At 40.5% G+C, this 21,496-nt stretch carries 18 protein-coding genes; 8 read left to right on the top strand and 10 right to left on the bottom strand.

Annotation, left to right across the window (positions count from 1 at the left end):
• Positions 1–102: 102 nt before the first annotated feature.
• The 4 genes from KNQ97_RS10920 to KNQ97_RS10905 form a co-directional block, all read right to left on the bottom strand.
• Entirely contained in the window at positions 103–618 is a 516-nt protein-coding gene (locus tag KNQ97_RS10920) for an acyl-CoA thioesterase (RefSeq protein WP_001142469.1), read from the bottom strand.
• A 261-nt stretch (positions 619–879) separates the two neighbouring features.
• A complete protein-coding gene (locus tag KNQ97_RS10915) occupies positions 880–1,494 on the bottom strand; it encodes a MarC family protein (RefSeq protein WP_000254582.1) in 615 nt (204 codons plus the stop codon).
• Between the two features lie 11 nt (positions 1,495–1,505).
• Entirely contained in the window at positions 1,506–3,572 is a 2,067-nt protein-coding gene (locus KNQ97_RS10910; RefSeq protein ID WP_253612217.1) for a choline transporter, read from the bottom strand.
• Between the two features lie 117 nt (positions 3,573–3,689).
• On the bottom strand, positions 3,690–5,312 hold the full coding sequence (locus tag KNQ97_RS10905; RefSeq protein ID WP_000243373.1) for a BCCT family transporter: 1,623 nt from the start codon (positions 5,310–5,312) through the stop codon (positions 3,690–3,692).
• 265 nt (positions 5,313–5,577) lie between these two features.
• On the opposite strand from KNQ97_RS10905, the gene betI reads away from it, so the two are divergent.
• The 7 genes from betI (at position 5,578) to KNQ97_RS10870 (ending at position 14,556) form a co-directional block, all read left to right on the top strand.
• Positions 5,578–6,201, top strand: coding sequence for a transcriptional regulator BetI (gene betI / locus KNQ97_RS10900; protein ID WP_000166965.1), 624 nt, complete (start codon positions 5,578–5,580; stop codon positions 6,199–6,201).
• Positions 6,194–7,666: a betaine-aldehyde dehydrogenase gene (gene betB, locus KNQ97_RS10895; protein ID WP_001286303.1), complete on the top strand. Its 1,473-nt coding sequence runs from the start codon at positions 6,194–6,196 to the stop codon at positions 7,664–7,666. Before betI ends, betB begins: the two co-directional genes overlap by 8 nt.
• A gap of 95 nt (positions 7,667–7,761) precedes the next feature.
• Positions 7,762–9,420: a choline dehydrogenase gene (gene betA, locus KNQ97_RS10890; protein ID WP_253612216.1), complete on the top strand. Its 1,659-nt coding sequence runs from the start codon at positions 7,762–7,764 to the stop codon at positions 9,418–9,420.
• Positions 9,421–9,918: 498 nt separating this feature from the next.
• The gene (mqo, locus tag KNQ97_RS10885) at positions 9,919–11,559 is read left to right on the top strand and encodes a malate dehydrogenase (quinone) (protein WP_031998356.1); all 1,641 of its coding nucleotides are present in this window, start codon (positions 9,919–9,921) and stop codon (positions 11,557–11,559) included.
• Between the two features lie 91 nt (positions 11,560–11,650).
• A complete protein-coding gene (locus tag KNQ97_RS10880; RefSeq protein ID WP_253612215.1) occupies positions 11,651–12,121 on the top strand; it encodes a hypothetical protein in 471 nt (156 codons plus the stop codon).
• A 216-nt stretch (positions 12,122–12,337) separates the two neighbouring features.
• Positions 12,338–13,216, top strand: coding sequence for a homocysteine S-methyltransferase family protein (locus KNQ97_RS10875; protein ID WP_253612214.1), 879 nt, complete (start codon positions 12,338–12,340; stop codon positions 13,214–13,216).
• Positions 13,217–13,221: 5 nt separating this feature from the next.
• The gene (locus KNQ97_RS10870) at positions 13,222–14,556 is read left to right on the top strand and encodes a basic amino acid/polyamine antiporter (RefSeq protein ID WP_002054440.1); all 1,335 of its coding nucleotides are present in this window, start codon (positions 13,222–13,224) and stop codon (positions 14,554–14,556) included.
• A gap of 54 nt (positions 14,557–14,610) precedes the next feature.
• On the opposite strand, the gene KNQ97_RS10865 is transcribed toward KNQ97_RS10870, so the two are convergent.
• Both KNQ97_RS10865 and KNQ97_RS10860 read right to left on the bottom strand, forming a co-directional pair.
• Positions 14,611–16,524 (bottom strand): alpha/beta fold hydrolase, encoded by a 1,914-nt coding sequence (locus KNQ97_RS10865; RefSeq protein ID WP_136512779.1) that lies wholly within the window; start codon positions 16,522–16,524, stop codon positions 14,611–14,613.
• A 123-nt stretch (positions 16,525–16,647) separates the two neighbouring features.
• Positions 16,648–17,355: a YoaK family protein gene (locus tag KNQ97_RS10860; RefSeq protein ID WP_001115355.1), complete on the bottom strand. Its 708-nt coding sequence runs from the start codon at positions 17,353–17,355 to the stop codon at positions 16,648–16,650.
• Between the two features lie 320 nt (positions 17,356–17,675).
• On the opposite strand from KNQ97_RS10860, the gene KNQ97_RS10855 reads away from it, so the two are divergent.
• Positions 17,676–17,951, top strand: coding sequence for a hypothetical protein (locus KNQ97_RS10855; protein WP_000061140.1), 276 nt, complete (start codon positions 17,676–17,678; stop codon positions 17,949–17,951).
• A 2-nt stretch (positions 17,952–17,953) separates the two neighbouring features.
• On the opposite strand, the gene KNQ97_RS10850 is transcribed toward KNQ97_RS10855, so the two are convergent.
• Genes KNQ97_RS10850 through KNQ97_RS10835 form a run of 4 tightly spaced genes read right to left on the bottom strand, consistent with a single transcriptional unit; the run spans position 17,954 to position 21,452 of the window.
• Positions 17,954–18,394 carry a YbaN family protein gene (locus KNQ97_RS10850; protein WP_000359624.1) on the bottom strand — a complete coding sequence of 147 codons (441 nt, stop codon included), beginning with the start codon at positions 18,392–18,394 and terminating at the stop codon, positions 17,954–17,956.
• A gap of 28 nt (positions 18,395–18,422) precedes the next feature.
• Complete coding sequence (locus KNQ97_RS10845) at positions 18,423–19,022, bottom strand: biliverdin-producing heme oxygenase (RefSeq protein WP_002036588.1); 600 nt, start codon at positions 19,020–19,022, stop codon at positions 18,423–18,425.
• A gap of 32 nt (positions 19,023–19,054) precedes the next feature.
• Entirely contained in the window at positions 19,055–19,975 is a 921-nt protein-coding gene (locus tag KNQ97_RS10840; protein WP_000837760.1) for an energy transducer TonB, read from the bottom strand.
• A 10-nt stretch (positions 19,976–19,985) separates the two neighbouring features.
• The gene (locus KNQ97_RS10835) at positions 19,986–21,452 is read right to left on the bottom strand and encodes a porin family protein (protein ID WP_253612272.1); all 1,467 of its coding nucleotides are present in this window, start codon (positions 21,450–21,452) and stop codon (positions 19,986–19,988) included.
• Between the last annotated feature and the right edge of the window lie 44 nt (positions 21,453–21,496).

The raw sequence follows: 21,496 nt of genomic DNA, 5'->3' as shown, positions 1-21,496 counted from the left end.
CACTCTCCTCCAAGCTCAGAGATAATTTTACTGAAACGAAACAGGACGTTAAATTTCGGTGAAGAAAAAAGATCGAACCATGCTGCGGTTCGATCTTTTTTTTTAAGAAGTTTTCTTATACATGCTGCAAGAAGGGTTATGATTCTCTTGTAGGCGCAACACCTTACGATGTTCAGCCGCTTCAAATCGGCAACGTTTCCACTCGGTATCTAAATTTAATTTAGGCACTTCGCGTGGTTTACCATGCTCATCAACCGCAACCATCGTGAAATAACAGCTATTGGTATGACGAACGGTACGCTTTTGAATATTTTGAGCTTCCACACGGATACCCACTTCCATTGAAGTACGTCCCACATGGTTCACACTCGCTAAAAATGTAACGAGTTCGCCTACATAAATAGGTTCTTTAAAATTTACTTTGTCTACAGACAACGTTACGACATAGCTGCCTGAATAACGACTTGCACAAGCATAGGCCACTTGGTCTAGCAACTTTAGAATTGTTCCACCATGAACATTACCTGAAAAATTTGCCATGTCCGGTGTCATTAAAACTGACATGGTTAATTCTGACTGATCGTCAGTTACGGTTGTCATTTCATCTAATGTAGGCATGACTCAACTCTGTCTCAAACAAGCTCAGAAAACATTATGGTTGATAATTCACAAAAAAAACATGCTTAAATCCACAACATAGCATCGTATTTTTTAATATTGTTAATTCTTTTTTTGAACGAATATTTTTTAAGCTATTATTTTTAATAATTTTTTAGTTTTTCTTAAATAAACAGTTATTGAGCGGTCAAAAATAATCAAAAGATGCTATGCCATTTTGTTCCATTTTAAATGACACAGCATCGTTTTATATGAGGTTCGTTATACTTTATGGATCAGTCCGGTAACGCCATTAATAATCATATCAACAGCAATCGTACCGATTAATAAAGCAGATAAACGCCCGACAATATCGAAATAACGATCGATATATTTTGCATGTTTGTACCGCAAATGATCATGTGAAAATTTCATCAAAATCAAAATACTGCATGTTAAAAACATGGTAAACCCAATCACAAGTGCCGCAGCACCAATCGACATTTCAATACCTGTCACCACAGCTGCACTAATGGTACCCGGCCCAATCATAAAAGGCATAGCGATGGTACCAGCCAAATGTTCTGGTGCACCGCGCATTTCACCAATGGTATCTGCACCCTGAAACACATAGCGGTAACCAATCACCAAAAAGATAAGACCACCAAAAATCTGGAAAGCCTCAAAGCGTACATTCAGGTATTTACTAAAGATTGCTTCACCGCCCCATGCAAACAGCATAAAGACGATATAAGCAATCAAGCTCCCCTGAATTAAGGCCTTGTTAAATACCTTGGTTTCTGAATGGCGGATGAGGCCAATCATATAAATGCTCATTAAAAAAGGATTGAGCAAAGAGAAAAATAAAGCAAAAGAATGCAGATATGGTGAAACCATGCATATTCCCCTTAAGCTTGTGGATCTGGGAATAATGGACGGTTCCCAGGGCTAATACGATTAATATGTAAGAACGTCATATGTCTTTCATATTTATCTAAAATGTCATTAATAACCTGTTCTTTACTGTAACCCACAAGGTCGTTGTCTTGAGAACCTTCATAAAGATAGGTTTCGAGACGGTAATAGAACTGTTTGCCTCGTTTTACACGCTGACTAAAGTTAGGCGCGCTATAACGGACAGGCCAAATCTGATAAACGAAGTTTTGCTCTTCTTCCAAATGAATAGTGATATCGAGGTGATATAGCGCCTCTTCATCTTCAAGTGGTGTTTGTTGCACATCTACGTTCATGCCTTGCTTAATGAGTTCATCGGCAACAGCTTGAACAGCAGGTTTGCAAACGGTATCGAGCATTCGTCTGGTTTCAGTCGTTCCCGGATGATGCATAACCCGAGTCAAACGCTGTTTCCAATTGAGAATGTCGACGTTACCCACCACAGGTGCCGCGTTCATACTTCGACTGGCATGCCTGTAGTCTTCAAGTCTGAGCGACTTATAAAGCCCCGCCATGACAAGGAACATCACGAAACTAAACGGCAGTCCCATAATGATGGTTGCGTTCTGTAAAGCGGTAATCCCGTTGGTCATCAGCATAGCGAGTGTTAATAACCCAATGGCAATTGCCCAAAACACGCTTAACCAACGCGGTGCATCATTATCAATATGGGTAAGCTTGGTCGTGAAGTTACCTAAAACCAATGCACCCGAATCAGCAGAAGTCACATAGAATAAAAGGCCCGTCACTGTTGCGACTGAAGCAATAAAGGTAAAACCCGGGTACTGCGCTAACAGGTCATAAAAACCATGTGCCGGATTAGATAATACCGTTGCAGCTAAAGTCTGGTTGCCTTCAAAAATAACACTGTGCAATGCACTATTACCAAAAATGGATAACCAGGTTAAGGTAAATAACAGAGGAATAATTAAAGTCCCGCACACAAACTCACGAATAGTACGGCCTCTAGAAATACGGGCCAAAAACAAACCTACAAATGGCGACCAAGCAATCCACCATGCCCAGAAGAACAAAGTCCAACTGCTCATCCAATCTTTAGGTTGCTCAAAAGCAAAACTTTGTAAGGCTAAGGTTGGGAAGCGAGTTAAATAATCACCAATATTTTGTACCAGCGCATTGAGTAAAAACTCGGTATTGCCCAAGAACAAAATAAACAGTAAAAGACCAATCGATACATAAATATTGATTTCAGACAAAATCCGAAGGCCTTGATTCACCCCAGATGTCACTGAAATAATACTAATACCGACTGCAATGGCAATGAGTGCAAACTGCATCCAGATATTCTCTGGCAGTCCTAATAAAACATGTAAACCATAGTTCAGCTGTACCACGCCGATCCCGCAGGTGGTCGCAATACCAAAAATTGTCCCGATGACGGCAGCAGTATCTACACTATGGCCGATGGCGCCATTAATTCTGTTCCCAAAAATTGGGTAAAGTGCAGAACGAATGGTCAGCGGCAAGTTATAGCGATAACTGAAATAACCAAGTGCCATACCAATCAAGGCATACATACACCATCCAGTCAAACCATAGTGAAACAGCGTCCACACCATACTTTGGCGTGCCGCTTCATAGGTCTGGCCTACGCCGACAGGCGGCTGCATATAATGAGATAATGGCTCAGCCACCGAGAAGAACATTAAATCGATACCAATACCTGCCGAAAACAGCATGGCAGACCAACTCAGTAAACTAAACTCAGGCTTTGAGTGTTTAGGGCCAAGTTTAATCTCACCATACCGTGAGCAGGCAATGAAAATTACAAACACCATATACAGCGTTGCAGCCAGTAAATAGTACCAGCCAAAGGTTGACGTTACCCACGCAAGGACGGTGTTAATGGTTCGATTTGCGAAATCGTTAAATAAAAAAGTAACGAGAGAAAAGATTAAAATGATTAGAGCTGAAATATAAAAAACCACACGGTTAAGCGGGTCTTTTTTAGATTTAGATAATGTTAAATCATCAACTGCTCTTGGATTATCTGTTGCCATACAATCCTCAAGGAATAGAAGAAAAATAAAATATTCAATTTAGTCTTTTCACTATTTAACAATAATGAAAAGACTGCTTTGAACGCAAAAAATATAAATAAATGTGATGAACCAAGGTTATAAAACCTCGGTCACTTTGTTCTGGTCACAATTCGATGGAATAGAAATGTCTTTTGAAATAGCTAACTGCTTTTTCGCAACATTCGGGTCAAAATCATCTTGCTTTAGGGCTTTGGCTAGACCAAACATATAAAGCAAAATAATCACAGAAAATGGTAAACCACATAACACCACTGCACTTTGCATGGAGTTAAAACTACCTGCTAATAATAAGCCGATACTTACAATGGTAATGACCACAGACCAAAAGATGCGTAACCAGATCGGTGAATCACTATCACTGGTGCCCCCTTTCGAGGACAAATTGGCGATCATTAGTGTACCAGACCCAACCGGTGTCAAAAATAAAACGAAACAAATTACAACAACAATCCCGGCAATATACGGATTAAACGGGAGATATTCGAGTAATTTGAATAATGACAACGCAGGGTCGCTTAAAACCATATCACCTAAAACTTTCTGTTTTTGATTGAGAATTAAATGAATTGCAGTATTTCCAAAAATCGAGATCCAAGCCAAGGTAAAACCTAATGGAATGAGGCATACACCCAAAACCACTTCTCGAATAGTTCGGCCTTTGGAAATGCGGGCAATAAACATTCCTACAAAAGGTGCCCAAGCAATCCACCATGCCCAATAAAACACAGTCCATGAACCCAACCAGCCACTGGCTTTTTGATTGTATAAATACATATCAAAACTTTTACCCATAAAATTATTAAGGTAATCGCCCGTATTTTGCACAAGACCATTTAACAAATGGTTCGTCGGTCCTGTTAAAAATACAAATAAAAGTAAGGCATAGAGCAAACGTAAATTAATCCGTGATAACCATGCCAAGCCTTTTTCAATCCCGACCACTGTAGTGACTGTCGCCACAAACATCATGATTAAAACTGCAGTAATTAAAGTTGCAGAGTTATCAGGAATTTCAGGAATTAAATAACAAATACCTGAAACCAATACCAAAGCACCAATACCTAAGTTGGTTACCAAAGAAATTACGGTTGCTAAAATACCAAAGCCATCGACAAAATCACCTACCAGACCATGAACACGCTCTCCAAAAATTGGATAGAGTGCCGAGCGTAGTGCGAGTGGTAAATCTTGTCTAAAGGCAAAATAACCTAATGTCACACCCAGCAAGGCATAAAGCACCCAGCCATGAATACCCCAGTGCAAAAAGCTATAGGTCATGGCATTGCGGGCGGCCTGAATAGTACCTGCCTCACCTTCTGGTGGTCTTAGAAAATGGTCAACAGGTTCAGCAACACCATAATAAAGTAGCGCGATACCAATACCTGCCGAAAACAGCATTGAGGTCCAAGCCAAATAGCCAAACTCAGGTTTGTCGTGGTCTTTTCCTAAAGGAATCTGTCCCACTTTTGAGAAGGCAAGCCAAGCCACAAAGCCTAAACACAGCACAATCACCAACATGTAATACCACCCGAAAAAGTGGTTTACCTGCTCTTGCACATAGGTCAGCCAAAACTGACTTTTTTCTGGAAACAGCACAAATAATAGGCCAAAAATGCCGATACTGACTGCCGAACTCCAAAATACAAAACGATTTAACCGAATATGGTCTGAAGAATATCCATCACTTTTCAACACCATCTTATTGCTCCTTGCAATCGGTGTATTTTTTCCAAAATAACGTGATAAGTACCGGACTTATGCGCATCATCCTATCCGTAAGAACTTCTGATTCTATCTCTTCTACCCCGAAGTAAGATTCAAAAATTCATTGATTTTTACACATCATACTTGTTATTGATTGAACGTTCAATCAATAACAAGTATGATAAAAAAAGTGCTATGATGCTCTGCAAGTTAACATGCTGAATTTAAAGCACCCGTAAAAGTGCTGATGTGGACAATCATGACAAAACGCAGAGTAAAACCAGAGCATGTGCGCCGTGAAGAGATTATGAACGCTGCACTCGACGTAATTTATGAAGTGGGGTTATCCAATACCACCATTGCACAAATTGCAAAAAAAGCCGAGTTGTCGACCGGTATTGTCAGCCATTACTTTGGCGACAAACAAGGGTTAATAAATACCTGTATGCAAGAAATGCTCAATGTTTTGCGTCGGAAAACCGAACAGTACAGAGCAGAAGCAGATTCGCATCCGGAAAGCCAGATTAAGGCAATTATTGACTCTAACTTTGACATTAGTCAGGTAAATGAAAAAGCAATGCGGGTCTGGTTAGACTTTTGGTCTGCAAGCATGCATGTACCGGACCTGAGCCGTTTGCAAAAGATTAATGATCAACGCCTGTATTCCAACTTGAAGTTTTATTTTCTCAAGTTAATGGATGAACAACAGGCCAGTGTTGCCGCAAGAGGTCTGGCAGCATTGATTGATGGATTATGGCTACGTGGCAGTTTAAGCCGTCACAATGAATTTGACAGCGAACTGGCCCGTTCCATTGCTTACGATTATGTAAAAACGCAATTGCAATTTGCGAACAAGCCTTTGCAGGAGAGACAAAATGAGTGATGTACAAGTTCATCAATTGTATATCCATGGACGCTACGTTGAAGCAACCAGTGGTAAAACATTTAATAGTATTAACCCTGCCAACGGCGAAATTATCGCGACTCTTCAACAGGCATCTGAACAAGATATTGAAGCTGCTGTAAAAAGTGCCCAACAAGGACAAAAAATCTGGGCAGCCATGACCGCTATGGAGCGTTCACGTATTTTACGCCGTGCTGTCGATATTCTCCGTGAACGTAATGATGAGCTTGCCCGTCTTGAAACACTCGACACCGGTAAAGCCTACAGCGAAACATCTACCGTCGATATTGTGACTGGTGCAGATGTACTCGAATACTACGCAGGACTTGCAACAGCTATTCAGGGCGAACAAGTTCCACTTCGCGAATCAAGTTTCTTTTATACACGCCGCGAACCTTTAGGCGTGGTTGCAGGTATTGGTGCCTGGAACTATCCAATCCAAATCGCTTTATGGAAATCTGCCCCTGCCCTTGCTGCTGGCAATGCCATGATTTTCAAGCCAAGCGAAACAACTCCACTTACTGCATTAAAACTTGCAGAAATCTATACAGAAGCTGGTTTACCAGACGGCGTATTTAACGTGGTACAAGGTGCTGGTCGTGAAATCGGTCAATGGCTCACAGAACATCCTGTGATTGAAAAAATCTCATTCACGGGTGGCGTAGAAACTGGCAAAAAAGTGATGGCAAGCGCTGCTGGCTCTACACTAAAAGAAGTGACTATGGAGCTTGGTGGGAAGTCACCACTCATTATTTGTGAAGATGCTGACCTTAACCGTGCCGCAGACATTGCGGTTATGGCGAACTTCTTTAGCTCAGGTCAAGTATGTACCAACGGTACGCGCGTATTTGTTCCAAAATCACGTTTAGCTGACTTTGAAAAAGCGGTTGTAGAGCGTGTAAAACGTATTCGTATTGGTGATCCAATGGCTGAAGACACAAACTTCGGTCCGCTCACTAGCTTCCCTCATATGGAAAAAGTGTTGTCTTTCATTGAGTCAGGCAAACAACAAGGCGCTAAAGTGTTAATCGGTGGTGGTCGTGCGACCGAAGGCGAGCTTGCCAAAGGCGCTTATGTACTACCGACTGTATTTAGCGACTGCACTGACCAGATGGCGATTGTTCAAGAAGAAATTTTTGGACCTGTCATGAGCATCTTAAGCTATGAAACCGAAGAAGAAGTGATTCAACGTGCCAACGACACGACCTTTGGTCTAGCTGCCGGTGTGGTCACTCAAGATATTAGCCGCGCTCATCGCATTATTCACCAAATTGAAGCTGGTATTTGCTGGATTAACACTTGGGGTGAATCACCTGCCGAAATGCCAGTCGGTGGCTACAAGCAATCTGGTGTGGGCCGCGAAAATGGCTTAACCACGCTTGGGCACTATACCCGTATCAAATCTATTCAAGTTGAACTTGGCGATTATCAAAGCATTTTTTAATGCCTCAATCGCTCTAAAACCTTCAACCTAAATCACATATGCCGAGCAGTCTTTATAGATTGCTCAGGCAAACTGTTAGTAAAAAAAGGATAGTTATGAATATTAAAGAATATGATTACATTATTATTGGCGCAGGATCTGCCGGAAATGTACTCGCTGCGCGTCTTACTGAAGACAAAGATACCACCGTTTTACTGCTAGAAGCAGGTGGACCAGATTATCGCTTGGATTTCCGTACACAAATGCCGGCAGCTTTGGCCTACCCTCTTCAAGGTCGTCGCTATAACTGGGCTTATTTAACTGACCCAGAGCCACACATGAACAACCGTCGTATGGAGTGTGGTCGTGGTAAAGGTTTAGGTGGCTCATCTTTAATTAATGGTATGTGCTATATCCGCGGTAACGCAATGGATTTAGAACAATGGGCAACCCATAAAGGCCTTGAAAACTGGACTTATGCCGATTGTTTGCCTTACTACAAAAAAGCCGAGACTCGTGACATTGGTGGCAACGACTATCATGGTGATAGCGGTCCTGTATCAGTGGCTACACCAAAAAATGGTAACAACGTGCTTTTCCATGCCATGGTTGAAGCAGGTGTACAGGCAGGTTATCCACGTACTGACGACTTAAATGGTTATCAGCAAGAAGGTTTTGGTCCAATGGACCGTACCGTTACGCCTAAAGGCCGTCGTTCAAGTACCGCACGTGGTTATTTGGATATGGCAAAAGGTCGTCCAAACCTGACTATTTTAACTCATGCGACGACCAACAAAATCTTGTTTAATCAAAAGCAAGCAATTGGTGTTGAATATATTATTGGTGCTGATCAAAACAACTTGCAACGTGCCTTGGTTAAACGTGAAGTATTACTTTGTGCAGGCGCAATTGCGTCACCGCAAATTTTACAGCGTTCAGGTGTAGGTCAAAGTACCTTCTTAAAATCAATGGACATTGATGTGGTTCATGATTTGCCGGGCGTGGGTGAAAACTTGCAAGATCACTTGGAAATGTACTTACAGTATAAATGTAAGCAACCCGTTTCTTTATACCCTGCTTTAAAATGGTATAACCAACCTGCCATTGGTGCCGAATGGTTATTCAATGGTACAGGTATTGGTGCAAGTAACCAGTTTGAAGCGGGTGGATTTATCCGTAGCTCGGATGAGTTTAAGTGGCCAAACATTCAATACCACTTCTTGCCAGTAGCTATTAACTACAACGGTAGTAATGCAGTAAAAGAACATGGCTTCCAAGCACACGTGGGTTCAATGCGTTCGCCTTCACGCGGTCGTATCAAACTTAAATCGAAAGACCCGTTTGCGCATCCAAGTATCTTGTTTAACTACATGTCGACTGAACAAGACTGGCGTGAGTTCCGTGATGCAATCCGTATTACGCGTGAAATCATGCATCAACCTGCGCTTGACCCATATCGTGGTGATGAAATTAGTCCAGGCAAACATTTGCAGACAGATGCAGAGCTTGATGACTTTGTTCGTAACCATGCAGAAACAGCTTACCACCCATCTTGTAGCTGTAAGATGGGCGAAGACGAAATGGCTGTTGTAGATGGTCAAGGCCGTGTACACGGTATGAATGGTTTGCGTGTAGTTGATGCCTCAATTATGCCGCTGATTATTACCGGTAACTTAAATGCAACCACCATTATGATTGCCGAGAAAATTGCAGACCAAATTCGTGGACGCCAAGCGTTACCACGTTCGACTGCACCATTCTATGTAGCATCATAAAATCTTAAAGGGCATATTTCTTATGCAGGAATATGCCCTTAATTTATTATTTATAGCACTCATATTAATAAGAAGTATGTATGACAGAAAAATAAGGTCATGCAAGGATATTAATTACATCAATAGGTCATAAATTAAAAATTCACCTATTTTTATCGAAGCATATCCTTCAAATGGCTTAAGTTTAACCAAATTTATTTTCAACCACTTACAATTAAATTAAAACTAAAAATAATCTTATAAAAGTTTAATTTGATCAAATATAAATCATATTTATGATTTTAATAGAACCCATTTATTATAAAAATTGTATTGTCAATGCAAAATTAGTCTAAAATATAGAGTGTTTGCGATAATCCCAAGTAATTTTTCTTTTTTCAAAGTTCTCTGTTTTGGAGAATTTTACTTTCGCATTTATATCCGTTTTGTCTGGATACGCTGTCTAGGTTTCCTCACACCTTAAGTGACTCAAATAACTTATTTTAAGGTCCCCCTTACATGAAAAAGTTTTTGAAATACCTTCTGGTATTAATCATTCTTATTTTAATTGCGGGTATTGTTTTCTTGTTTAGACCGATTGCGTCAAAACAAGTACAAACTGCAAAAGATGAGCCAGTTGTTGATGCTGTTCTTGTTGGCGGCGGTATCATGAGTGCCACTCTCGGTACTTATTTCACTGAGCTTGAACCGAATTGGCAAATTCGTATGTTTGAGCGTCTTGATCAAGTTGCTCAAGAAAGCTCAAACGGCTTTAACAATGCCGGAACAGGCCACTCTGGCTTTATGGAAATGAACTATACCGAAGAGAAAAACGGTAAGATGGAAATTGCCAAAGCTGAAAAAGTTGCTTCTCAGTTTGAAGTTGCTAAACAGTTCTGGTCATATCAGGTAAAACAAGGCGTTTTAGCTGAACCAAAAACATTCATTAACCCAGTTCCACACATTGCTTTCGTTTGGGGCGATAACGTTAAATTCTTAGAAAAACGTTATGCTGCCATGATTCAAAGCCCGCTTTTCAAAGGCATGAAATTTACTGAAGACCCAGCTGTGATTAAACAATGGGCGCCTTTAGTCATGACCGATCGTGATCCAACTCAAAAAGTTGCAGCGACTCGTATGGAAGTTGGTTCTGACGTGAACTATGGTTCAATCACTAAACAATTAGTGAATCACTTAAACCAAAACCCTAACTTCAAATTACAGACTTCAACTGAAGTGACTGGCATCAGCCAAAATGATGACAAAACTTGGACGGTGTCTTTCAAAGATTTGAAAACCGGTAAAACAGATCACGTTAAAACACGTTTTGTATTTATCGGTGCAGGTGGTGCAGCGGTTAAATTATTGCAACTTACTGGTTTACCAGAAGCGAAACAATATGCTGGCTTCCCTGTAGGTGGTGAGTTCTTAATTACTGACAACCCAGCAATTACTGCTCAGCACACAGCGAAAGTATATGGTCGTGCGGAACTTGGTGCCCCTCCAATGTCTGTACCACATATTGATACACGTTATATCGACGGTAAAAAATATGTATTGTTTGGACCATTTGCAACGTATTCAAACAAGTTCCTAAAAAATGGTTCTCAACTTGACTTACTTGCATCAACCAACAAAAGCAATGTTTTACCAATGACCACTGTTGGCTTGGAAAACCTTGATCTTGTTAAATACTTGGTGAGCCAAGTGATGATGTCAGATGAAGACCGTCTCAATGAACTTCGTAAATACTACCCAGATGCGAAAGCTGAAGACTGGCGTTTAAGCCAAGGTGGTCAACGTGTTCAGATCATCAAAAAAGAACCGGGTAAACCTGCAACACTTCAATTCGGTACAGAAATCTTTGCGTCTAAAGATGGTGCTGTAACTGCATTGTTAGGTGCGTCTCCAGGTGCTTCGACTTCTCCATACATCATGCTTAACTTGCTTGAAAAAGCTTTCCCTCAGCAAACTGAAGGTAAGTGGAACCAGAAGCTTCATGAAATTGTGGTTTCTTATAAACAAGACTTAAGCAAAGACCCTGTGTTACTCGACAAAGTTCGTCAGTACACAAGCTCTACACTTGGCTTGAACTATACATCTCCGTTCAAAGCTGCAAACGATGAAACTGCTGCTACCCCTGTTGCAAAAGCAAACTAAGTTTGATGGTGTATAAGTAAAATATCAAAAGGATGAATTTCGATTCGTCCTTTTGTTTTTTAAGACTTCTGTTGAGATATTTAGACTTGCCATGACGCCTTTAAAATCATCACCTCGCCTCTTACCGTTTTGTTTTAAGCTCGTGCTTGTTTTGCTACTGGCTTATCTTTTGTTAAGCGGATTTTATATGTGGATGATTGGTGGTACAGCCATTTATGTCAGCTCAGCCTTGTTATTTGTCATTACTGCCTATTCTTTTAAGCTCGGTAAATATCAAAAACTATGTGCTGTTTTAAGTGTGCTCATGAGCGCAGTCGCGTTATATTTCAGCACGGCTCACCTATTTTTCTCCCCTATCCAGTTCTTTATATTTTTACCTGCCTTATTTTTTGTTGTGTTGGCTTTTACTCAAGTAAGTAAAGTTCGTAGTTTATCTAAAGTACTCATATTAATTAGTTTATTGATTTGGTCAGGCGTACATTTTACGCAGCTTGAACAACTTAAAGCGTATTATCAAACACAGCATACTGGTGAAAGCTGGCAGCAATACGGCGCGCTATAAGACTACTTTTAGTCTGTATACTTCATGAAAATGTATTTTCTTTTTCACATGAAGTTCATCAGTAAAACTGAACAGCATTTACAGAATTCCTTTTAAGAAAAAATATTCATAACAATCTAATTTATTTAGAAATATATCGAGCATATTAGCGATTGAATAGCATTCATCTACACGCTAGATTAGCTGAATTATTTTTCTCCCTTTACGTTGTAATTTATGAAAATTTTAGATGGCGGTTTAGGCCGTGAATTGGCTCGCCGTGGTGCTCCGTTTCGTCAACCAGAGTGGTCTGCGCTTGCACTCATTGAAGCACCTGAAACAGTAAAAGAGGTCCACCTCGACTTTATCAACGCTGGTGCAGAAGTCATTACAACCAATAACTATGCGGTTGTGCCATTTCATATTGGTCAAGAACGTTTTGAAACTGACGGCGTGCGTTTAATTAAAGTTGCGATTGAACAAGCAAAAAATGCAGTTAAAGAAAGCGGCAAAAATGTCAAAATCGCAGGCTGCTTACCGCCTTTATTTGGTTCTTACCGTGCCGACTTGTTCCAACCGGAACAGGCTAAAAACCTTGCTGAGCCAATTATTAACACATTGACACCAGAAGTAGATTTCTGGCTCGCTGAAACTCAATCGTGCTTAAAAGAAGTTGAAACAGTCCATGCGTTATTACCACAAGATGGTAAAGACTATTGGGTGTCATTTACGCTGCAAGATGAAATCAAACAAGAACAAGCTTTACTTCGTTCTGGCGAAAATATGCAACAAGTAGCTGACTTTATAAAGCAGTCAAATGCCAAAGCAGTATTGTTTAACTGCTGCCAACCTGAAGTGATCTTGCAAGCGATTAATGAAATTAAAGGGCTTATACCTGAGTCTGTGCAAATTGGTGCTTATGCCAACGCTTTCCCACCGCAAGATGAAAGCGCTACTGCTAACGATGGACTTGATGAAATTCGTAAAGACTTAGATGCTCGAGCTTATTTAGGTTTTGCTAAGCAATGGCAGCAAGCAGGTGCAAGTTTAGTGGGCGGTTGCTGTGGTATTGGACCAGAACACATTGCTGAACTTTCTCAATTTTTTAAAGAATAAATACCATGTCTGCTGCCAAAATCGGATTATTGTCTCTTACAGCGCTGGTATTTAGTTCTATGGTGGGGTCAGGCGTATTTAGCCTCCCCCAAAATATGGCTCAAGTTGCCAACGGCTCTGCCCTTCTTGTTGCATGGCTCATTACCGGAGTCGGCATTATTTTCTTGGCTCTCTCATTGTTGCATTTAACCCGTCAACGACCAGACCTTGACGGCGGTATTTATAACTATGCACGCGAAGGCTTTGGAGACCTCATCGGGTTTTGCTCGGCGTGGGGCTATTGGTTGTGTACTACCATTGGTATTGTTGGTTATGTGGTGATTGCCTTTTCAGGCGTCGGCATGTTTACCGACAGCAAAGACCACGTTATTTTTGGTGAAGGTAATACACTTTACTCACTGATTGGTTCAAGCATTTTTGTATGGCTGGTGCACTGGTTAGTAAGCCGAGGTATTAAGGAAGCTGCGATTGTGAATTTACTGGCAACCATTGCCAAAATTATTCCAATGGTGGTCTTTATCTTCTTTACTTTTATTGCCTTTAAGTTTGATTTGTTCAAACTCAACTTAAATGACTTCTCTTTAAAAGTTCCCCTTTGGCAGCAAGTAAAAGACCTAATGCTCATTACCCTTTGGGTATTTACCGGTATTGAAGGTGCGGTGGTTTTATCATCACGTGCAAAAAACCGTCATGACATTGGCAAAGCGACCATTTTAGGTGTGTTGCTGGCATTAAGTTTTTACGTGATGGTCACAGTATTGGCTTATGGTGTAGTGAGCCGTGAAGTGCTTGCAGGCATGCATAACCCATCTATGGCGACCATTTTGCAGCAACTCATCGGTCTACCGGGTACCATCATTATTACTATCGGCTTGATTATTTCAGTTTCATCGTCTTATTTAAGCTGGACGTTATTTGCGACCGAAATTCCATATTTAGCTGCAAAAAATGGTGCTTTCCCGAAACTATTTTTAAAGAATAACCAAAATAATGTGCCAATTTCATCACTATGGCTGACCACTATTGTGGTGCAAGGTTCTCTGATTGCCGTGTATTTTTTCAACAAAAATTACACCCAGCTTTTATTGATTTCATCGGTGATGATTTTGCTGCCTTATTTTCTGGTATCGGCGTTTTATCTTAAAGAATCTATTCGCCACAAACGCACGCCGCATATTGCCATTGCAAGTGTCGCTTCAATCTATGCACTTTGGTTGCTATATGCAGCAGGCTTAGACTTACTGCTGTTGTCTGGCGTGTTGTATTTGGTTGGCTTGGTTATTTTTTCAATCAGCTACTTTGAGCATAAAAAATCGCTCAAACAAAATCAGCTTAATTAATCATTTCAACCACTGTTGAGCTATTTCAGCAGTGGTTTTCTAAAAACAAAAAAACTATTTTGAAGGCGGCGACTGCTTTAAATGCAATCGTAAAATACGGCGTAATTCTAAAATTGCCTCAGGGCTAGTTTGAATCGAATGCCCACCTTTAATAATCAGCTCCGACTGCTCCCCACCCAAATGTGAACTTTGATACGGCACAATCCCATCGCTCATTTTTGACTTATCTGTCGTACCATTTATGTTGCCCATAATTGAGTGATAGACCACGTTGGACGAGGGTTGAATGGCTTGGGTCAACTGCATAAAGTTAGAAGAACGACTTAAATTACTCGCTCCATTTTCAATTAAGCCTTTTCTGAGTTTGGTATTTTTCTCATCTCTCATTTCAACGGCAATAAAAAAGTCGGCAGGTAAGCGAATAATACGGCGAGCAATTTGGGTAAACCATCGGTCAGCATAGTCAGTACCATGATGCGGCGCCGAAACAAAAACAACCCGCTTAAAATAGGGCAAATCTTTGAACTGAAAACGTTCTCGAATAACAGGATTTTCTTTTAAACGCTTTAGCTGTGCTTCATTCATTTTTTGCATGGCTAAATCAGAAACGTCTGCATCGCTTACTAGTAAGCGGCTAATCACTCCGCCCATACTATGCCCAACCAATACGGCATCATGTGCAGCGTAGCTGTCTTTGGCAACGTTTTGAAAAGCCTGATTCAGCAAAGAATAAATCTGGAAACGACTTTCAAAAATCGGCATATTGGTTGAATAAAACACCTGCCAAACTTGGTAGTTTTGTCTTAATTCGGCATCACCCATAATGTCATTTGTTAGGCTCACCCATGCCTCTGGGCTGCTTGCCAAGCCATGAATAAACACAATAATTTTTTTATTGGGGTTAAAAGGTTCCAGCATATATAAATGCGGCATAATCAAATTGGCTTCTTTATTAATTAAAGACCAATAGCCTGCTGCACCTAAATTATATTTCGATAACCATAGCCCATAAGGCGCCGAATAGTTTGCAGTAAGTGGATAGTCCACACCTTCAACTTTTACACGGTCCTGTCGGTATGGGTCAAACATGGCAATTTCTAACTCTGCCCCATCAATGACCTGATCGGCTGTGGCCTTTTGTTTTGGGTAAGCAATAGCCGTGACTGGAAAGAAACGTGGTAAATGAATGTTGGGATTACTCTGGTAAGCATAAAAAGCATCGGGATCTAAAATAAAACCATGATTTACATCATGCTCCTTACGTCCCACAATAAACTCCGCACCTAAACCATCCTTACGGTTGACGGTATTAAACCCTGAAAAGTTCATGTTATAGCTAGAGCGAAAGGTATCAACTTCAATGTATTGTACATCTACAGCATGATCAAAGTTAACGTGGTACTCATGCCCATCTGCTTTTAGTATAGGTGGGAAATGAAGCGTATTTAAATGATTAAAATACGTGGTCATGAGCTTCGACAAGGCGACGTTATAAAAAATACGTACCTGATTTTGGCGATGGTCAAATACCCGATCAAAAGGTGACTCTTCAGAATCAAACAAATAGACATAGCTATAGCGCAAGCTTTTATCAAACAACGCCAGCTCTTGCTCAACACAACTGTTACTTTTAAGAGTGACATTACACTGGCTACTACGCCCAACATCTAAAGCTTTTGCCAAATAAATTTCACTCAGCGCAGCATAGCGTTCTTCTCTGCTGCTATTTTCGGACAGGCTCTGAACCTTATTTAAACAATCATCAAAATTTTGTAGGCAAGTTTTTTCATCTTCTTTGACCAAATACAGTAAGTTTTGGGTCTGATGACTTAGAGTATTATCGGTCAAAATGCTTTCATTTTTACTTTTTAAAGCACTGCTTAAGTTACTTTCTTTTAAATGAATGACCTGACAACCGCTCAGCAGTCCCATTATTGTAAGCACTAAATAATGGCCGGATTTTGTCATTGTGCATTCCTTTATCGAATGTATTTCCCCACCCATCATTATGCCTGTAAAGCTGTGCCTGAACAATTTCGGCTCAGCTTGGATTAGACTTTATTTAGAAAATAAAATTGACCGTCTATTTTATTAAGCTTGTTTAAACTTCTGCTGGGAAGCCAAATAAGAAAAATAGAGTATGGGTAAAATAAACGGCGCTACGCTCCAAAAGTCAAAATAGACATAGAGTACCGCCCCCATCAAAGCACCAATCACAAAGCCAATGACAATACTGGCACTTTTAAGCAAACTTGCCCGATTGGCGGCATTATTATTTTTAAGCAAGTTGGCAATATCAATCCCAAGCTGGGTGGTGTTGCCTGTCATCATGGTGCTTGGACTAATATTTTTAATGAGGGTTTTGCTTGATGTATTACGAATCGCCAAAGCAATTAAACCGAGGCCACCTGTGATTGCAACCGTAATCGAATCGGCATTTTTAAATGGCTCAAAGTAAAGCCCAGCAGCCATAAAAGCAAAGAGAAAAATAGCTTCAAATAAAAATAAATAAGACAGCGTTTTGTGTTTGGTCTGACTACGGTCAATTAAAAGTTTGGTAATAACCACCGTCACAATAAACAATGGAATAGCCGCAAGTTTAATCCATAAACCGGCACCACCCTTCACCAACGCAGCCCCGGCCAATACCAAGTTGCCCGTCACATGAGCAGTAAAAAAACCAAATAACGCGATAAAGCCAATGGTATCAATTGCCCCGCCCACCATAGTCAATAAAACAGGATCTCGACATATTACCCACGTACTTTGTGTTTCTTGTTGAATTGAAGTCTCTGGCATAAGCAGCATCCTGTTCTTTTAAAGTCATTAAATTCAGTACGAAGATGTTTTAAGTATTTAAAAACAATTCAAAGCTAAAGCATTTATCAAAACAAAAAAGTATGTAAAAACATAGAGTGTTTAATGTCGCAACACTGTCTTCAAAACAGCAACAATAAAATTTGTTTATTTTTAAAACATTAAACGCTTCTCATCCGCAAATCAATTTGACCTCTAAAACTGTTCTAACTATGATGAAGCCGCAAGTTTCGCCAATATTTTGCACAAACGGCTGTTGTGCTGAGTGATTGATAAAGAAAACAACAACGACGAGAAGGAATATGTCTCTTTATAATTTTTCAGTTTTTTTGGGTGGATTGTTATTTGTATCGATTGCCTCTGCCGGCTATAAAAGTAATGCACACCGTGACTTTTACTCAAAATGCGTAGCCGCTGGACATAGTCGCGCGACCTGTCTGTGTATTTATCACCGTTTAGAGCGCCAATATTCTCCAAAACTCATGCATAAGCTTGGAAAGTTAAGTCTACAAAGCCCAGAAGTGCCGCGTGATTTTGTAAAATCTATGATGCGTACCATGCAAAAATGCCAGTCATAATTTTATTTTTTAAGCCACATCCACGCCACTACCCCAGCCATACATAAAATTGCAGGATAGACAAACCACGGGTGAGGAATGGTCCAAATCATCAATCCCGCAGCTAAACTCATACTTAAGGTCGAGATGTATTTTGCCTTTTTGGGAATACGCCGATGTTCTTGCCACTCACGAATGAGTGGGCCGATATAGCGATGATTTCGAAACCATTGATGAAGTTTTTCAGAGCCTCGAGCGGCAAAGAAAACCGCCAAAATCATAAAGTCGACAGTGGGTAAACCCGGAATAAAAATACCCAATATGCCAAGCGCAATACACAACCAAGCCAAACCAATAAACACCCAACGCACCCACATAGAACGGGCAAGTTTACTGACTGGTTGAGCAGGTGCTAACGACTGCTCATGTTTTACCATGACATTGACTTGATTAAGTTTATCCATATCGGGTATTCCCTTTATCCACTTTTTACTATTTCAATTCATCAAGCTGATCAAGCGCTTGACCAAAATATCCAAAGGCATCTAAAGCTCCTTGAACGACTCGGTCTTGCTGGGTTTGGTCAAAGCCTGTTTCATCCAGTACTTGTACAAAACGTTTCCAGACTTTCGCGCGCCCTTCGGGATAGGCCGCTAAATTACGTGCAGCAAACGTTTCAGAAAAACCCAAATGCTTTTGAGCTTCTTTAAATAAAAATGCAGCTCCTAAGGTTGAACCTTCAGACACATAAATCCAGCCTAAAGCTTCGGGTAGTTGTACGTTTTCACTTTGTAATTGCTGCCCGTTGGGTTGAATCCCTAAATCATTTAAATCGGCAAGTGCTTGTTTTGAGCGGCCACGAATGTCTAAGTCTGGAATCAGGCCTGCTACCCCTTCTTTCTCAAAAAGATGTTCAATTTCAAGCTGAAAGTAATATTGAGACAAAGTAAATTGCGCGTATTTTTCTTTACTTGAAAACACCTTTGCCTCTGACATTAATTGATGCATACGTTCGTGTTCAGCAGCAGTTTCTTGTTTCAAACGTAAAGACAAACTGTTGCTAATGATTTGTTCTGTAGATGAATTCATCATCTTTCTCCTACAAAATGGATATTACTCATCGGTTAACGGCCCCGATTGAGTTTGAGTTGGACTGGAAAATCCACAACAATGGTCACGGCTCGACCGTTAATTTTGTGGGGTTTAAATCTGGATTTACGTGCAGCTTGTATGACCCGTTCATCAAGGCTTTGAATACCCGAACTTTGACGTAATTGAATGTTGATGGGCTGCCCTTTTTCATTAATGCGAATCCGAAGCTCAACCAAACGATTTTGTTGTTTTAACTCACGGTCATCATAGTCAAGCCCGCCAAAACTCAGCACATCCACGCTACTCACCTGAACAACGTCATCGTGTTCAACTTGAGTGCTAGGGGCTTTGGAATATTCTTGCTGCATTGCGGGTGTTTTGACCCCACCACTTTTAATTTCACTATTGGCGTTTTGTGTCAACTGCTCAGTTTGCGTTTGTTCAAAGTCTGTCGAACTCAGTTTTTTATCGGTATGAGTCACCAGCATTTCTGTACGCTGCGCTGGTTGGAGTGAAGTTGAATTATTTAAAGTCGTTTTTGGTTGTGCTTGCTGTTTGTCATTTAAATTATTTTGCACAACTTCTTTAGAAGCAGTTTTTGACGCTAATGTTTGAACATTTGTAGGCGAGTATTTTGGCTGATCGGGCGCATGAGATACCGAACTGTTTAAAGTAGATTGAGGTGTTACACTATTTTTAGGTTGGCTTTCAGTCTTTTCAACCGATGGCTTTTTAGCAGGTGCCAATGATACAAAACTTACTTTTAATGCATCTACTTTGGGTGTTGCCTTAAAAGTATAAGGTTCAATTAAATGACTCAGCATCCAGACAGCAAACACATGCAGTCCAATCACCACCACTACGATTAAAAACTTATAAAAATGCTTCGGCCCTTGTGGTAAAGGCAACATAACAATCGGCTTATGGGTAGGGAATAATGATTTTGATTTCATGGCTTATTCCCTAAAAACGATGCTCAAGCTTGAAGCTAATGTTGTGTTTATCGTAGGAATACAGCCAATCGACATTGCTTTTATTATGGTTATAGCGATAGGTTAAATTGGGTGTCATGCCATAAAAATCAAAGCGCGGCATTTGCACAACAAAGGTATAGTTCTGTTCGAAATCATGACGACGAGCTAAGAAAGTTTCTGCGTATTTATCAAACACACGCCAACGATAAGAACTCAGCAAAGTGGTATTAAATCCTGTACTCCAAGATTTGCTTAAGCCCAATCGCACACCTTGCTGTTGGTAGGCAGCCATGTATTTTTCTTGGGTCGAATGGTCGAGCACATCTAGACCACCAAAAAAAGTCCACTGGTCTGGAAAAATCTTCCAGAAAGTAGCAAAAGCTGAGCTTTCTACCCCATCTAGGGTTTTATATTTCTGATAATTTAAATCTTTACTCTCAGCCTCAAGCTTGAAAGCTTTATCTGCCGAGATAAAATGCATCCATTCGGCACGCGCCCCCCATGCATTGTAAAGACCATCATTGCCATAACGTTTATGTTCAAATAGCGGACTCACCCCAATTTGATTTTTTAAGTCAAAGTAGCTGTAGCCTGTATTAATGTTGATGGTAGATTCATTAAATGCCGCGTGGTCGTTATAGGATTGTCCAAACGCCAGCGCACGTAAAGCCACGCCATGATGCCCCTTAATCGCATAGCGTTTTATAAGACTGGCTTCATAATCTAAACCCGTTGCCGACTCAGCTTTAGGCGTCCCACGAGTAACTTGCTCAATTGGGATAATATTACCTTTACTATCTTTGCCATAAAGCGTCCATGTTTTGCTCTGTTCAGACGAACTATTTAAATTACTGACATAGGTGTAACCCGCTGAAACCGAGCCTTGCCAAGAGTCTCGCTTTTTTAGTGCCTGAACAAAAGTATTTACTGTTGTTAAAACTCCAGACGGAATTACCGCAGGATCACTTTGTTTAAGTTGGTCTTGAATGGAAATAAAAAGGCGTTCTGCTTCCTTATTCTTCTGTTGTTCAAACAGCACGCGCGCTAACTCAAGTTCACAAATTAAATTATGAGGTTGTTGTTTTAGGCTGCTTTGAAATTTTTGTTCAGCCAATTTCAGTTGACCCTGAGAACGTGCAACTGCCCCTTCGGCAAAGTCGGTTAAAGCCCGATCGTAGCCAACATATTTTTTATAATGTTCTAAATAAACCGTGGCTTTGAGCCACTGTTTTTGCATGACTGCCAAATATAACGCCTTGGCAAGATCATTCGGATTTTGCTCAACACTATATTCTTGTCCATTAATTTGAAGTTTAGGTAATTGCTCGGTACTACGAATGGTTCCCTGTTCGTGAAACTGTCGCTGTTCTTGTAAAAGCGTTTGGTCCAAGCTTTGATTAAGACGAAGCTGTGTGTCTTCGTCGGCATATAAAAATGGACAACTCAACAATGTCAGACAGCACAAAAGCGTTCGTTTCATAAAACAATAAACCTGAAGCA

The sequence above is a fragment of the Acinetobacter sp. UC24323 genome (assembly GCF_024151445.1).
Taxonomy (GTDB): Bacteria; Pseudomonadota; Gammaproteobacteria; order Pseudomonadales; family Moraxellaceae; genus Acinetobacter; species Acinetobacter baumannii.
This window is presented reverse-complemented; position numbering and strand designations above follow the sequence as displayed.